A 13,790-nucleotide genomic window follows, 5' to 3' on the forward strand; every position below is an offset into this window, starting at 1 on the left:
ACCGGTCACTCGGCGGCAGAGGCAGCCTCGGCCTTAGCAAGGCGAGGCACCGGCAACCGCGTGCGTCCGAAGCCAAGGGAACGCGCGCGCTTGCGGCCACGGCGCAATTCACTGTCCAACTCGGCAAAATAAATGTCCTGATCGAGCTGCATGGTGTGGCGCGCCGATGCGTAGTAGCGCGCCATATGTCTCTTCTCGTCGGCGACGATCGTGCGCGCCTGTTCCTCCGCGTCAGGCAATGCATATTCACCCGATAGATAGGCCGAGATCCATTTTGCCTGGCGATCGGCAAGCGCGAACAGCGTGATGCTGGGTTGCGCCAAAGCGATGAAGAACAGGTTCGGGATCCCGGGCTTGAGGACGCGCTTGAAGAGCGGCAACCGATTGCCGGGCGCCGCTATGAAAGACGGATCGAAGAACGGAAAACTGACCTTATAGCCGGTCGCCCAGACGATGATGTCGATCTTTTCGCGACGTCCGTCTTCAAAAACGACGCTGTCCCCATCCAGCTTTCTGATACCCGGCCGAATCTCAATATCGCCTGACGCGACCAGAGTGGGAAACGTGTCGGACACCGAGACATGCGCCTCGAAGACGCGGTGGTCGGGTTTCGGCAATCCGAAATCCTCCATGTAACCGACCGCGAAGTGGAATATCCGGCGACCGACCCAGCGCTGCAACGACAGCGGCAGCCAGGGATAGAGTTTGCCCTTGTCGGCCGGCTTGCCGAGGAGAAATCGTGGAAAGATATGCGCGCCGCGGCGCGTGCTCACAAAGAGCCTCTTCGATATGTGGCGTGGGCAAAGTTCGTTGGCGATGTCCATCGCCGAATTGCCCATCCCGACAACGAGAACGCTTTTGCCCCTGAAGTCGACAGGGGTGAAGGGATCGCGATAGCCATGCGAGTGCATTTGCTTACCGTCGAAGTGGCCGGGATAAGCTGGCTCCGGCAGACGGGAATCCCAGTGATGCCCATTGCAGACGAACAGGGCATCGTAAGAGCGCGTCTGGCCGTCGCCCAAGCGAATTTGCCATACTCCCTGACCGTCACGAGTGGCCTCGGTGACTTCTGTATTGAGCTGGGCTTTGCCTGACAGGCCGAAGTGCTCCACATAGGCCGTCAAATAGGCCAGCACTTGCGCGTGGTGCAGATAATGCGGCGTGTCGGCAGGCATCGGAAAGTCCGACAGCTGAAGCTGCAACTTCGACGTATCGATGTGCAGTGAACGATACGCCGCCGACTTCCCATTTGGATTCTCGAATGCCCATTGGCCGCCAATCCGGTCGCTCATGTCAAACCAGTCAAATGGGATGCCGCGCTCGGCAAGCGCCTTGGCGGTGACGATTCCACTGCAGCCGGCCCCGATGATGCAGCATTTGGGAAGAGTATCTGGCTTCATGGCAAAGGCTCCCGGCAAAACAATCTGGATGTGCGGGGAGCCTAGTTCACGCATTGAGGCGCCAACAATGGTGCCGACGGTCACCATCAAATACGAGCCGGCAAGCGAGCGCCCTGTCGCGAAGACTTTGCCAAATCCGGGCCCAAGCGCAGCAGTGCGCCACTCCATGGATAGTGACCGTCGGCACCATTGTTGCAGCCGCGACCTGTGAAATAGCCTCCTCGCACAGCCAAAATCGCTTTGCCGGGAGCCTTTCAATGACACTCAATCACCTGCCACAGGAAAGGTCGTCCACTCCATTCCAGGTGCCACCGCTTCTCGTTGGACGCCGTGCTGTCGTCACAGGGGCAGGACGCGGAATTGGCAAGGCAATTGCCGATGCTTTCGAGCAGGCCGGAGCGACAGTTGTCCGCTTTGATATCAATACATCCGACAACGTTCGCGGCTGCGATATCGCTGATGAAGACTCCGTGGCGCGTGCTTTTATGGATGTCGCCACAGAAGGCCCTATCGATGACGTCGTTCACGCAGCCGCCATTGGCGCCGTCGCCGCCCTGGCTGACATGTCCGTAGCGGAGTTCCGCCGTGTGCTCGACGTGAATTTGACTGGTACTTTCCTGGTCGCGCGAGAGGCGACGCGCCATTTGCGCCGCGGTGGCAATCTCGTCCTTGTCGCATCCCAGTATGGCCTCAAGGGTTGGCCGCTGTGGGGAGCCTATTGCGCCTCCAAGGCCGGCGTTCTGAGGCTGGCGGACACACTCGTGGGGGGAACTCGCGCCGCAGGGCATACGCGTGAATACGATTTCGCCCGGCAGCGTCGACACGGAGATGGTCGCATCAACGACCGCCAACATCGCGCGGCAATCGGGAACCGATGCCGGAGCTATTCGCGCCAGCTATGAGGCGGCTATTCCGATGGGTCGTTTCGCGCAACCCCGGGAGATTGCCTCGGTCGCCGTGGCGCTCTGCTCAGGCCTCTGCTCCTACGTCAACGGCTCCAATATCGTCGTCGACGGCGGGGAGCTTTCGCGATGATTGAAGCACCATCGGCAGCCGCCAAACCGCCGCAGCGGGTCATGATCACAGCGGGTGGCTCAGGCATAGGTTGGGCGATCGCCAAGGCGTTCGTTGACAACGGCGCCAAGGTCCATATTTGCGATGTCGACCAGAGTGCGCTTGGCGAAGTCACCAAGACATATCCGCAGATCGCCGTCAGGCAGCTCGATCTGACGGATGAGGAAGCGATCGACCGTTGGTTTGATGAAGCCTTGGGCGATCTCCACGGCCTTGACGTCCTGGTCAACAACGCTGGCACCAAGGGGCCGACCGGCTACGTCGAAGAAGTCAGGCTGGACGACTGGCGCGCATGTCTGAGTGTCTGTCTCGATTCGCAGTTCCTCTGCGCCAGACGCGCCGCGCCTGTCATGAAGGAGCTGCGTTCGGGAAGCATCATCAACATCTCCTCGACCGCCGGCCTCTACGGCTACGGCCTTCGCACGCCTTACGCCGCAGCCAAATGGGCGGTGATCGGATTGACCAAATCGCTTGCCGTCGAACTCGGCCCCTATGGTGTACGTGCCAACGCCATTTGCCCGGGTTCCGTCGACGGCGCACGCATGCAGCATGTGATGAAGGCCGAGGCCGACAGCCGAGGCGTGTCGCTCGATCTCGTCCACAAGGAGTATGTTCAGGGCCAGTCGATCAAGCGCTTCGTGAAGCCCGAAGAGATCGCCGATATGTGCGTCTTCCTGGCATCGCCCGCCGCGAAGATGGTGAGCGGCCAGGCAATCGCCGTCGACGGCCACACCGAGACCTTCCACATAGGCAGCTAACATGCCGACAGGCAATTTGGAATGGCAGATCTGCGCTCCCACGCGCGACCGGCTAGGCGAGAGCATCCTGTGGCACCCCGTGGAGGAAGCTCTTTACTGGATCGACTTCTATGGTCCGCTCGTACATCGTCAAAAGGGGGGCAGCGACACGGTCGAAAGCTGGAAGATCGACCAAGGGCAGACCATCGGATCGCTGGTTTTTGCCGACAAGGGTCGCCTGCTTCTCGCCGTTGATCATGGCCTCTACCTCTTCGATACCGGCACCGGGGAAACACGCTTTTTCGCCGATCCGAAAAGCGGGAAAATGAATCTGGTCTACAATGACGGCAAGGTCGATCGCGCCGGGCGCTACTGGATCGGAACCTATGATCTCACCGAGAGGGAGCCTGGCGGGATTCTCTATCGGATGGGACAAGGGGGCACGGCAGAAGTCGCCGACAAGGGTTTTGTCATCTGCAACGGCCCGACTTTCTCGCCCGACAACCGCAAGCTCTATTTCAGCGACACGGTCGGTCACCGCATCCTTTCCTATGACCTGGACTTCAACGGGGCGATATCCGGCCGGCGGGTCTTCTTCACCTTTGCAAACAATGACGGAATGCCGGACGGCCTCGCTGTTGACAGCGTAGGCAACGTCTGGTGCGCCCTCTATGGCGGCAGCAAGGTCGTATGCATTGATGCCAGGGGGACGCTGCGAAGGTCGCTCTATTTACCGGCCACTTTTGTCACAAGCCTCTGTTTCGGCGGGCCAGAGCTCAAGACGCTGTATGTCACTACCGGTTGGAACGGCAGCACGACGGAAGCGACCAAGGCAGACGATGTTGGCGGCGCGGTTTTCATGCGGCCGGTCGACAGTCCAGGCCTGCCGGAGCCCGTCGTCGTGCTTTAGCTAGGTGTCGAGGACAACTGCAGCGTCCCGTAGTTGGTGTTAGACTTGCCGGCGTTTTTTTCAGCGATACTTATCAGCCTGATTATGGCCGACCGAACTAAGGGCTCAGGGATTGATGCTAAGCCGTTGAATGACGGCCTTGGGGCACGAAGCAAACCCGCCTGTTTGCACGCCATTGTACGCCGCAGCTCTCCAACATGCCGACTTCGCTTTACATCCCCTCCCAACTTCGTTCAGATCAATCCTGTTGGTTTGCTAGGAGATCGAGAGAGGTTATCGCAACCAAAAAGCGGAAGATGAGAAACGGGGCTGGGCGGCTCAGCAAGCTACGCTTTTGCCGGGTACCCCTACTCCCACTCGATCGTACCAGGCGGCTTCGACGTCACGTCGTAGACGACGCGGTTGATGCCGCGGACCTCGTTGATGATGCGCGTGGCGGCAGCGCCCAGGAAGGCCATGTCGTAGTGGTAGAAATCGGCCGTCATGCCGTCGACCGAGGTGACGGCGCGCAGCGCGCAGACGAATTCGTAGGTGCGGCCATCGCCCATCACGCCGACGGTCTGCACCGGCAGCAGCACGGCGAAGGCCTGCCAGATGGCGTCATAGAGGCCGGCCTTGCGGATCTCGTCGAGATAGATGGCGTCGGCCTCGCGCAGGATCTCCAGCTTTTCGCGCGTGATGCCGCCCGGGCAGCGGATGGCGAGACCCGGTCCCGGGAACGGGTGGCGGCCGATGAAGCTTTCGGGCAGGCCAAGCTCCTTGCCGAGCGCCCGCACCTCGTCCTTGAACAGTTCGCGCAAAGGCTCGACCAGCTGCATGTTCATGCGCGCAGGCAGGCCGCCGACATTATGGTGCGACTTGATGGTCACCGACGGGCCGCCGGTGAAGGAGACGCTTTCGATGACATCGGGATAGAGCGTGCCTTGCGCCAGGAAATCGGCGCCACCGAGTTTTTTGGCCTCGTCCTCGAACACTTCGATGAACAGCCGGCCGATGGTCTTGCGCTTCTTCTCCGGATCAACCTCGCCTTCCAGCGCCGAGATGAATTTTTCCGAGGCATCGACCAGGATCAGCGGCAGATTGTAGTGCTGGCGGAACATCGCCACCACACCTGATGCCTCGTCCTTACGCATCAGGCCATGGTCGACAAGGATGCAGGTGAGCTGGTCGCCAACCGCCTCGTGGATCAACAGTGCCGCGACCGAGGAATCCACGCCGCCCGACAGCGCGCAGATGACCTTGCCCTTGCCGACCTGTTTGCGGATGGCCTCGACCGCGTGTTCGCGGTAGGCGCGCATCGTCCAGTCACCCTCGATGCCGGCGATGTTGTGGACGAAATTCCTGAGCAGCCTGGCGCCGTCCGGCGTGTGCACCACTTCCGGATGGAACATTATGCCGTACATCTTGCGCTCGACATTGCCGAAGATGGCGAAGGGCGAGCTTTCCGACTTGCCGAAAACCTGAAAACCCGGCGGCAAGGCGATGACGCGGTCGCCATGGCTCATCCACACCTGATGCCGCTGGCCGGTCGCCCACAGGCCCTCGAACAGCGGGCTATCCTTCTCGATCTCGACGAAGGCGCGGCCGAATTCGCGATGGTTGGAGCTTTCGGCGACACCGCCCATCTGCACGCACATGGCCATCTGGCCATAGCAAATGCCAAGCACCGGCACGCCGGCGTCGAAAACGATCTGCGGCGCGCGCGGGCTGCCTATATCAGACGTGGAAGCCGGGCCGCCCGACAGGATGACGGCTTTCGGATTGATGCGCTTGAACGCGGCTTCGGCCGATTGGAACGGCACGATCTCGGAAAACACGCCGGCCTCGCGGATGCGGCGGGCGATAAGCTGGGTGAACTGGCTGCCGAAATCGACAATCAGGACGGTGTCGGGATGATTGGCTGTTTTCATGGCGAGCGTTTAGAGAAAGAAATGAGTCGGCGCAATGGGTTACAAAGCCGCGCCGTTCACTGAACGCCAGCCTTTTTATCGCTGGCGTCCGCCTGCCCAGCATCGAGTGTCCGCAAAGCGTCCATCAGCGCCGCGAACCGCTCCTGGCCGATGCGCTCGATGTAGCCACGCTCGATCTGGAGCTTGATGCGGTCGCCATCGCGCAAGGCATCCAGACCCATGCGCGTGTAGCCGACAAGCTTGCCGCGCCCGTCCCGCGGATCGGGTAGACGTTGCACCACGCCCTCCGCTTCCAGACCGTCGAGCAATTGTTGGACCGCCTGCTTGGAGATTGCCGAGCGCTCGATCAGCGCCGCCTGACGAATACCGCCGCGGGGGATATGTCCTAGCAGCCCGGCGCGCGCTTCGGTGAACCAGCCGTGGCCGGCGGCGCGCATGGCGGCAGCGAATTCGGCCTGCCAGGCACGGCTTGCCTGCCACAGGCGCCAGCCGACATGGTCGGGCAACGCTTCGGTTTTTTCGTCAAGCTCCTTGACCACTTTATTGCAACTCCATATAGTCAAGATACTTGACGACCTTCCCCGCGTCGAGCGCTTTCGAACTCAAACCTTTGGACAGGGATAATGACAATTCTGAACAAGGATATGCTGGCCATTATCATGATCGGCACCACGCATGTCGTCGACATGGGCGGCAAAAGCGCCTTCATCCACTACGAAACCGCAGACCGGGCGCATATGCTGCTGCCGGACGGCACCCGTTTCCATGGACTTTGGACGCTGCAAGACGATGGCTACAAGGTCGAATGGCAGGACGGCCCCACCGGCTGCTGGAAACTCAATCACACACCGGGAGCTATCGACTATGTCGATGCGACCGGCATTGCGCGCGGGCGCATCTCGCGCATCGATTTCGGCGATCCTCAGAGCCTCGCGGCTTGACCTGGTTGCGCTCAGGCGCCGCGCAGGCCGTCACTGACCGCCTGTTCGAGCCGCCCGACCGCGCCCGCCAATTTCTCATCTATGACGTGCAGATATTCGGTCCAGTCGCCGACATGCCGCAGATCAGCCGCGCCGTCGGAAATGCCGCGCAGGCCGATCAGCGGCACATCGAACAGCTGGCAGGCGCGCAGGCAGCCGAAAGTCTCCATGTCGACCATGTCGGCCGCGATTGCATCATAGGCCGCGCCGGTGATGACGGCGCCGCCGGTCGACAGCGTGGCTTGCTTGATTTCGGGATACGAAACGGCAGCGGCACCGTGACCGGAAGGTTGAGAAACGGTGTCGCGCCTTTCTCGAAACCCAAGGGCGATGCATCGATGTCGCGATAGCTGACGGAGACGGCCTGATAGATTTCGGTCTGTTCCAAGGTCCGGCTGCCGGCTGAGCCGAGCGATACGATGAGGTCCGGCAAGGCCTTCTCGGATTTCAGCCAGGACAGTTCGGCGCCAAGCCGGACACCGGCTTCGACCGGGCCGACGCCTGTCATCAGCGGCGTGAACAGTTTTTGCAGATGCGGGCCGTATTCGGCCTGCGCCGCCATGACGAAGAGGACGTCCTTGCCACCAATTCGCGTAGCGTTGGTCATCAGCCAGCAATCCCGTCTCGGCCCACCACTGTCATCATCGTCCCGGTCATGGTGGCGATCAGCTTGGCCTCGCCGTCGGCGGCAAAGGCATAGGCCTGGCCGTCGGCGACAATGATGGTGCGCCCCGGCTTGGTCACGGAGCCACGGAACAGGAAGCGTTCGCCCCTGCCCGGCGCCAGGAGGTTGACCTTGAATTCGATGGTCAGCACGCCAGAATTTTCCGGCATCAGGGAGAACGCCGCATAGCCGCAGGCCGAATCCAGTGCCGTCGAAATGACGCCAGCGTGCAGAAAGCCGTGCTGCTGGGTCAGGGCCGCCGAATAGGGCATCTCGATCTCGATGATGCCTGGAGTCACCAACGTCAGTTCGGCGCCGATCGTCGCCATCGCCTGCTGGCGGGCGAAAGAAGCCCTGACGCGATCCTCATAGTCCGGAGCCGGTACGATCTTTGCTGCCATCGCTGATGCCTTCACGTTTGCCGGGAAAGCTTATCGCAGAGGCACGGGCGGCAGGCAATCTCAATTGCTGCACTGCAACAATCCGCCTACGTCGGCCGTTATGGTTGAACGGTGGGGATTCGACAGGGCTCAGTTGGCCCGGCGCAGCGCGCAGAAATAAAACCCATCTGTTCCGCTCAGCAATGGCGACAGTGAAATATCGCCGGCGGAGCCGATCCGCGCCGCCGCCTCGTGGCCCGGAAAATGGCTATCCCACAACGCACGATGACCGATGGGCGCAAAGCCGCTGCTGCGCTCGCGAAACGCCGCGATCTGCTCGCCATTCTCCTCGTCGAACACCGAACAGGTGATGTAGACCAGCAGGCCGCCGGGTTTGACGTACAGCTTGGCTGCATCAAGGATCGCCGACTGTTCGCCCTTGCGGGCGTCGAGCTGCCTTTGCGTCAGCCGCCATTTGGCGTCGGGACGGCGCCGCCAAGTGCCGCTGCCGGTGCAAGGCGCGTCGACCAGCACGATGTCCATATGATTGGCGAGCGGCGCGAGTTCGGCCGGCTTGGTGACGACCTGCACATTGCGGTTTTCCGAGCGGCGGATGCGGTCGAAGATCGGGGCCAGGCGCGCCTTCTCGGCATCATGGGCAAAGATCTGGCCGCGATTGTCCATTGCAGCCGACAGCGCCAATGTCTTGCCGCCGGCGCCGGCGCAGAAGTCGAGCACCTGCATACCGGCCTCGGCGCCGGCAAGCGTCGCCGCTATTTGCGAGCCCTCATCCTGGACCTCGAACCAGCCTTTCTGAAAGGCCGGCTCGGACTGCACGTTCGGGTGCCTGCCGTCGCCGTCGATGGGCGGAATGCGGATGCCGAGCGGCGCGATCCGCGCGGCCCGCGCCCCGGTCTCGGCCAGTTCCTTGAGGACCTTGGCGCGATCGGCCTGCAGCGTGTTGACCCGGATGTCGAGCGGCGGGCGGGTCGCCAGCGCCGCCCCCTCCCCGATCCATGTCTCGCCAAAGGCCCGTTCGAAAAGCGGTTCGCACCAATCGGGTATGTCGGCCCGCACCGCGGACGGCGCGTCGGCAAGCCGGCGGCCGGCGATCGTCTGCAGCTCGGTGGCGCTGAGCAGCGGCGGCGCGAACTTGTCGCCGTCGAGCGCGTCGTTGAGCGACTGCGCCGTCTGGCCCCATTCGAGCAGCAAAGCGCCGAAGCCGATGGCGCGCGGCGTGTCTTCGCCGAGCAGCCAGCCGGCGGAGCGCTTGCGGCGCAGCGCATCGTAGACGATGTTGCCGATCGCCGCGCGGTCACCGCCACCGGCGAAGCGGTGCGACAGGCCCCAATCCTTCAGCGCATCGGCCACCGGCCGGTGACGCCGGCCAATGTCCTCCAGCACTTCGATGGCCGCAGCCAGCCGTCCGCCCAGTCGCATTCATCATTCCATCAAATCGAGATCTATCGCCTGCTCTTAGAGCCTTTCGCGTCCGGATTGAACCCCGCTCCCTCTGCGACGAAGAGCCAGCCTGAAATCTGTCCGATCCATAAATATCCCTGGCCGGCAACAGCAGATCGATCAATAGATGCAAGGTCTCTAATGTTCACAACTGGCGACTGCAAGCACGGCCTGTGGCGCAACCGCTCTGCTTTCCAAGTTTTTGCGTTGGGAATACTCTTCACACCATGATTCGCGGCGCGGAAAACGCGAACCGGCGGGTCGCTACGAGGAGAGGGCAATGAAAACTTATCTGGCGGAAGTTCTAGGCACATTTCTGTTGGTGTTCATCGGCACGGCGTCGGTGGTGACGGGTGGCTTCGGCGGCGCGCTGCCGCTCGGCCAGGAAGGCATCGGTCTGGCATTCGGCATCGGCCTCATCGCCGCGGCCTATGCGATCGGCCCGATTTCGGGCGCGCATCTCAATCCGGCGGTGACGCTCGGCGTCTTCCTCGCCGGCCGGCTGCCGGCCAAGGACGTCATCCCCTATTGGATCGCGCAGATTATCGGCGCCATCCTGGCTTCGCTGGCGCTGTGGATCATCGTTTCCGGCCAGACGGGCGGACACACCACCGGCTTCGGCGCCAATGGCTGGGATGAGACGAAATGGGGCATGAGCTCGGCGTTCCTGTGGGAGCTGATCGGCACCTTCACCTTCGTCACGGTGATCCTCGGCGTTACCGCTGAAAAGCACTCGACGGCGTTTGCCGGTCTGGTCATCGGCCTGACGCTGGCCGGCATTCACTTCGCCATGATCCCGGTCACCGGTACCTCGGTCAATCCTGCCCGCTCCATCGGCCCGGCGCTGTTCACCGGCGGTGCCGCACTCAGCCAGCTCTGGCTGTTCATCGTCGCACCGCTGATCGGCGGCGCCATTGCCGGCGTCGTCGCCAAGGCACGCGTCTTCGAGAAGGATTGATCTCGAAGCCTGAATGAAAAAGGCGCGGGCCACGGCCCGCGCCTTTTTTGTTGGTCTTTAAGCTCGGATCAGCCGGCGATGTCGAAGCGGTCGGCGTTCATCACCTTGGTCCAGGCCACGACGAAGTCTTTCGCGAACTTCGCCTTGGCGTCCGCCGTCGCATAGACTTCGGCCAGCGCGCGCAGCTGCGAGTGCGAGCCGAAGATCAGGTCGGCACGGGTGCCGGTCCACTTGACTTCGCCGGTCTTGCGGTCGCGGCCTTCGAACACGTCCTTGGCGTCGGACGTCGCCTTCCATTCCGTACCCATGTCGAGCAGGTTGACGAAGAAGTCGTTGCTCAGCGTTCCCGGCTGCGTGGTGAAGACGCCGTGCTTGGACTGCCCGGCATTGGCGCCGAGAACACGCAGGCCGCCGACGAGGGCGGTCAATTCCGGCGCGGTCAGCGTCAGCAACTGCGCCCGGTCGACCAGCGCTTCCTCTACCGTCTGGCGCTGCTTGCCGCTGACATAGTTGCGGAAACCGTCAATCGTCGGCTCCAGCGGCGCGAAGGAGTGGATGTCGGTCTGCTCCTGCGAGGCGTCCATGCGGCCCGGCCAGAAGGGAACGTCGACGTTGTGGCCAGCGGCCTTCTCGATGGCCGCATTGCCGCCAAGAACGATCAGGTCGGCAAGCGAGACCTTCTTGCTGCCGGTCTGCGCAGCGTTGAAGTCCTTGGCGATGGCTTCGAGCTTGTCGAGCACCTTGGCGAGTTCGGCCGGCTGGTTGACGGCCCAGTCCTTCTGCGGGCTGAGGCGGATGCGCGCGCCATTGGCGCCGCCGCGCTTGTCGGAACCACGGAAGGTCGAGGCCGACGCCCACGCCGTCGAGACCAGTTGCGACACCGACAGGCCCGAGGCCAGGATATTGGCCTTGAGCGCTGCCGCATCCTGTTCGTCGATCAGCACATGATCGACCGCCGGGATGATGTCCTGCCAGGGCAGCTCTTCCTTCGGAACCAACGGGCCGAGATAGCGCACGACCGGGCCCATGTCGCGGTGGGTCAACTTGTACCATGCGCGGGCGAAGGCGTCGGCGAACTGATCCGGGTTCTCATGGAAGCGGCGCGAGATCGTCTCGTAAGAAGGATCGAAGCGCAGGGCCAGATCGCTGGTCAGCATGGCGGGCGCATGGCGCTTGGCCGCATTGTGCGCGTCCGGCACGGTGCCGGCGCCGGCACCACCCTTGGGTGTCCACTGGTGTGCGCCGGCCGGGCTCTTGGTCAATTCCCAGTCGAAGCCGAACAGATTGTCGAAGAAGTCGTTGCTCCACTTGGTCGGCGTCGTCGTCCAGATCACCTCCAGACCACTGCCGATGGCGTCGCCGCCCTTGCCGGTGCCGAATTTGTTGGCCCAGCCGAGGCCCTGCTGCTCGATGTCCGCGCCTTCCGGCTCCACACCGACCAGCGTTGCGTCGCCAGCGCCATGGGTCTTGCCGAATGTGTGGCCACCGGCGATGAGCGCTACGGTCTCTTCGTCGTTCATCGCCATGCGGGCGAAAGTGTCCCTGATATCGCGCGCCGAGGCGAGCGGATCAGGCTTGCCGTTCGGCCCTTCCGGGTTGACGTAAATCAGGCCCATCTGCACGGCGCCGAGGGGGTTCTGCAGGTCGCGGTCGCCGCTGTAGCGCTCGTCGGCCAGCCACTTGCCTTCGGGACCCCAGTAGACGTCCTGCTCGGGCTCCCAGACGTCGGCGCGGCCGCCGGCGAAGCCGAAGGTCTTGAAGCCCATCGATTCCAGCGCGACGTTGCCGGTGAGGATCAGAAGGTCGGCCCAGGAGATCTTGCGGCCATATTTCTGCTTGATCGGCCACAGCAGCCGGCGGGCCTTGTCGAGGTTGACGTTGTCCGGCCAGCTGTTGAGCGGCGCGAAACGCTGCTGGCCGGCCCCGGCGCCGCCACGGCCATCGGCGATGCGGTAGGTGCCGGCGCTGTGCCACGCCATGCGGATGAACAGCGGCCCGTAATGACCGAAATCGGCCGGCCACCATTCCTGCGAATCCGTCATCAGCGCATGCAGATCCTTGATGACGGCGTCGAGGTCGAGGCTCTTGAATTCCTCGGCATAATCGAACGCCTCGCCCATCGGGTCGGACAGGGATGACTGCTGGTGCAGAATCTGGACATTCAGCTGGTTCGGCCACCAGTCACGATTGGTCCTGCCAACGGCTCCGTGCGCGACCGGGCATTTGCCCGCGCTTTTGTCATCGGTGTTCGCGTCCATCTTCAGTCTCCGATTTTGCCGAGTTTTGATCTTTGCCAAGATTTTGGGGTCGGCTCGTCGGCCGCACCATCTTGGAATGATTCCAGACTAGGCCGCATTCGTGATAAAAACAAATTGCCTTTCCTGTTCATTTCGATAGGATTTTCTTATGATAGGTTTGACCGTTCGCCAGATGCACTATTTCGACGCGCTGGCGCAGACGCTGCATTTCGGGCGTGCCGCAAAACTCGCCGGTGTCAGCCAGCCGGCGCTGTCCTCTCAGATCGCGGAAATGGAACAGAGGCTGAACTGCCGGCTGTTCGAGCGCGGCGGCAAGTCGGTCCGCATGACCGACGAGGCGGTCGCGCTGTTACCACGCATCGAACGCATCCTGGCCGATATACGCGACGTCGAAACGACGGCCCGGCGCGGCCGCACGGCGATGGAGGGGCGCTTCCGGCTGGGCATCATCCCGACCGTCGCGCCCTATCTTCTGCCGCGCGCTTTGCCCGAATTGAAAAAACATTTCCCGGCCTTGCAACTCGAACTGCGCGAGGCGGTCACCGCTGCCCTGGTCGAGGACATCGCGTCGCGAAAGCTCGACGCCTTCATCGCAGCCCTTCCGCTCGACCATCCCGGCCTGGTTACCGAGGCGCTCTTCCCCGACCGGTTCTTCCTCGCCGTACCGGCTGGCGATCCGGCCTTCGCCTCGCCGCCGGTGCCGCCCGAAAGCCCGGCGCTGGAAAGGCTGATGCTGCTCGAGGAAGGCCACTGCCTGCGCGAACAGGCGCTCGCCGTCTGCGGCAATGTGCGGCCGGTGGCGATGGCAAGCTACGGCGCCACCAGCCTGACCACGCTGTTGCAGATGGTGGCGCATGGGCTCGGCGTCACGCTAATCCCCGAAATGGCGACGGGGCCCGCCGGCACCATCCCCGACCTCAAGATCGTGCCGTTCCAGGAGCCGATGCCGCAACGCATGATCTGCCTGGCCTGGCGGCGGAATAATGCCAGGCACGGCGAGTGCGTGGAACTGGCGAAGATTATTCGCAGCCTCGGCGCGGCAGTGCTGGCGGCGTGAG

13 protein-coding genes and 1 pseudogene are annotated in these 13,790 nt (G+C 62.7%); 7 read left to right on the forward strand and 7 right to left on the reverse strand.

The window, feature by feature from the left end; translation table 11 throughout:
- Positions 1-5: 5 nt before the first annotated feature.
- Positions 6-1,568, reverse strand: coding sequence for a flavin-containing monooxygenase (locus tag AC0V7N_RS33485; RefSeq protein ID WP_475452483.1), 1,563 nt, complete (start codon positions 1,566-1,568; stop codon positions 6-8).
- Positions 1,569-1,657: 89 nt separating this feature from the next.
- Here AC0V7N_RS33485 and AC0V7N_RS33490 point away from each other — a divergent pair, with 89 nt between their 5' ends.
- The 4 genes from AC0V7N_RS33490 to AC0V7N_RS33505 are packed head-to-tail and all read left to right on the forward strand — an operon-like array spanning position 1,658 to position 4,121.
- Positions 1,658-2,302: an SDR family NAD(P)-dependent oxidoreductase gene (locus AC0V7N_RS33490; RefSeq protein ID WP_496627579.1), complete on the forward strand. Its 645-nt coding sequence runs from the start codon at positions 1,658-1,660 to the stop codon at positions 2,300-2,302.
- Complete coding sequence (locus AC0V7N_RS33495; RefSeq protein WP_496627580.1) at positions 2,193-2,435, forward strand: SDR family oxidoreductase; 243 nt, start codon at positions 2,193-2,195, stop codon at positions 2,433-2,435. The genes AC0V7N_RS33490 and AC0V7N_RS33495 overlap by 110 nt, the downstream gene beginning before the upstream one ends.
- Positions 2,432-3,232: a 3-oxoacyl-ACP reductase FabG gene (locus AC0V7N_RS33500; RefSeq protein ID WP_496627581.1), complete on the forward strand. Its 801-nt coding sequence runs from the start codon at positions 2,432-2,434 to the stop codon at positions 3,230-3,232. The genes AC0V7N_RS33495 and AC0V7N_RS33500 overlap by 4 nt, the downstream gene beginning before the upstream one ends.
- A gap of 1 nt (position 3,233) precedes the next feature.
- Entirely contained in the window at positions 3,234-4,121 is an 888-nt protein-coding gene (locus tag AC0V7N_RS33505) for an SMP-30/gluconolactonase/LRE family protein (protein ID WP_475452487.1), read from the forward strand.
- Between the two features lie 347 nt (positions 4,122-4,468).
- On the opposite strand, the gene guaA is transcribed toward AC0V7N_RS33505, so the two are convergent.
- Complete coding sequence (guaA, locus tag AC0V7N_RS33510; protein WP_475452937.1) at positions 4,469-6,031, reverse strand: glutamine-hydrolyzing GMP synthase; 1,563 nt, start codon at positions 6,029-6,031, stop codon at positions 4,469-4,471.
- 56 nt (positions 6,032-6,087) lie between these two features.
- Positions 6,088-6,570: a MarR family winged helix-turn-helix transcriptional regulator gene (locus AC0V7N_RS33515; protein WP_475452939.1), complete on the reverse strand. Its 483-nt coding sequence runs from the start codon at positions 6,568-6,570 to the stop codon at positions 6,088-6,090.
- Between the two features lie 84 nt (positions 6,571-6,654).
- Between AC0V7N_RS33515 and AC0V7N_RS33520 the strand changes: the two genes are divergently transcribed.
- Positions 6,655-6,972 carry a hypothetical protein gene (locus AC0V7N_RS33520; RefSeq protein WP_475452941.1) on the forward strand — a complete coding sequence of 106 codons (318 nt, stop codon included), beginning with the start codon at positions 6,655-6,657 and terminating at the stop codon, positions 6,970-6,972.
- 11 nt (positions 6,973-6,983) lie between these two features.
- Here AC0V7N_RS33520 and AC0V7N_RS33525 read toward each other — a convergent pair.
- The 3 genes and pseudogenes from AC0V7N_RS33525 to AC0V7N_RS33535 all read right to left on the reverse strand — a co-directional run bounded on the left by AC0V7N_RS33525 (position 6,984) and on the right by AC0V7N_RS33535 (position 9,495).
- Positions 6,984-7,618: pseudogene (locus tag AC0V7N_RS33525) on the reverse strand (5'-methylthioadenosine/S-adenosylhomocysteine nucleosidase).
- Positions 7,618-8,076, reverse strand: a complete 459-nt coding sequence (locus AC0V7N_RS33530) for a PaaI family thioesterase (RefSeq protein ID WP_023686843.1) — start codon at positions 8,074-8,076, stop codon at positions 7,618-7,620. Before AC0V7N_RS33530 ends, AC0V7N_RS33525 begins: the two are co-directional and overlap by 1 nt.
- A 129-nt stretch (positions 8,077-8,205) precedes the next feature.
- Entirely contained in the window at positions 8,206-9,495 is a 1,290-nt protein-coding gene (locus tag AC0V7N_RS33535; protein WP_475452942.1) for an RsmB/NOP family class I SAM-dependent RNA methyltransferase, read from the reverse strand.
- Between the two features lie 301 nt (positions 9,496-9,796).
- On the opposite strand from AC0V7N_RS33535, the gene AC0V7N_RS33540 reads away from it, so the two are divergent.
- Positions 9,797-10,474: an MIP family channel protein gene (locus AC0V7N_RS33540; protein ID WP_475452944.1), complete on the forward strand. Its 678-nt coding sequence runs from the start codon at positions 9,797-9,799 to the stop codon at positions 10,472-10,474.
- Positions 10,475-10,542: 68 nt separating this feature from the next.
- Here AC0V7N_RS33540 and katG read toward each other — a convergent pair whose 3' ends face one another.
- A complete protein-coding gene (katG, locus tag AC0V7N_RS33545; protein ID WP_496627582.1) occupies positions 10,543-12,732 on the reverse strand; it encodes a catalase/peroxidase HPI in 2,190 nt (729 codons plus the stop codon).
- 148 nt (positions 12,733-12,880) lie between these two features.
- Between katG and AC0V7N_RS33550 the strand changes: the two genes are divergently transcribed.
- Positions 12,881-13,789 carry a hydrogen peroxide-inducible genes activator gene (locus AC0V7N_RS33550; protein WP_475452946.1) on the forward strand — a complete coding sequence of 303 codons (909 nt, stop codon included), beginning with the start codon at positions 12,881-12,883 and terminating at the stop codon, positions 13,787-13,789.
- The last annotated feature ends 1 nt before the right edge of the window (position 13,790 follow it).

Source organism: Mesorhizobium kamtschaticum, from assembly GCF_056174585.1.